This window comes from Amycolatopsis anabasis, assembly GCF_009765355.1.
GTDB classification, from domain to species: domain Bacteria; phylum Actinomycetota; class Actinomycetes; order Mycobacteriales; family Pseudonocardiaceae; genus Amycolatopsis; species Amycolatopsis anabasis.
In genome coordinates this window covers 1-737 of record NZ_VTHK01000183.1, presented here as the reverse complement: position 1 = coordinate 737, position 737 = coordinate 1, and the positions used below count along the sequence as shown (strand labels likewise).

Below are 737 nucleotides of genomic sequence, written 5' to 3'. Positions count from 1 at the left end.
GAAGTGTTCACGCAAGCTCAGCTCATGCGCCGCTCGCGCGCCGCGGGTGGGATGCGCGGTATCGCGAAACTGGATCGGGAACGGGTCGCGAGCAAGCACACCTACCTGTTGAAGGGGTTGGTGCGGTGCGAGATCTGCGAACGCAGGATGCAGGGAGCGGCGATTCGGAAGGGGATCTACTACCGGTGCATCGCCCGGACGCTGGCGCCTGGTTCGGCGGCGTTAGCGGATCACCCGAAGACGGTCAATCTTCGCGAGGACGCCGTGGTTCCGCGGCTTCATGACTGGCTCGCCAGGGTGTTCGACCGCGAGAACCGCGATGAGACCGTGAATGCGCTCGTCGGTTCCCAGGACGGCGGCGGTGGAGCCGCTCGTGCCGTGGTGGAAAAGCGGCTGAGGACGCCACAGCGCGGTTGCGGAAGCATCAGGCGGCGATTGAGGCGGGCGTAGACCCGCGGCGCTGGTCGATCCGATCAACACCGCGCAGGCTGAGCGGCAGGCTGCCGAGGCTGAGCTGAAGCATCTGCCGGAAGCGGTGACGATCGACCGGGCGGAGGTCTACGCCAGGTTGGACTCGCTGGGTGATGACGTCGCGAGGGCGCTCGACTCGGGGTGGCCGGATCGGCTGGCGCGGCTCTACCGGGATCTCGGAATCCAGATGCGCTACCACAACGAAAAAGAGGCGGTCATCGTGACCGCCTCTCCACGTGTGGTTAACGTGTGTGTCCGAGGGGGGA

1 protein-coding gene and 1 pseudogene are annotated in these 737 nt (G+C 66.2%); both read left to right on the top strand.

All coding sequences use genetic code 11. The features are described from left to right. On the top strand, positions 1-450 hold a 450-nt coding region (locus tag FXO23_RS50630; RefSeq protein ID WP_218952456.1), incomplete at its 5' end, for a recombinase zinc ribbon domain-containing protein. An 85-nt stretch (positions 451-535) separates the two neighbouring features. After that, a pseudogene (locus tag FXO23_RS51405) lies at positions 536-737 on the top strand (recombinase family protein); the annotation flags it as partial.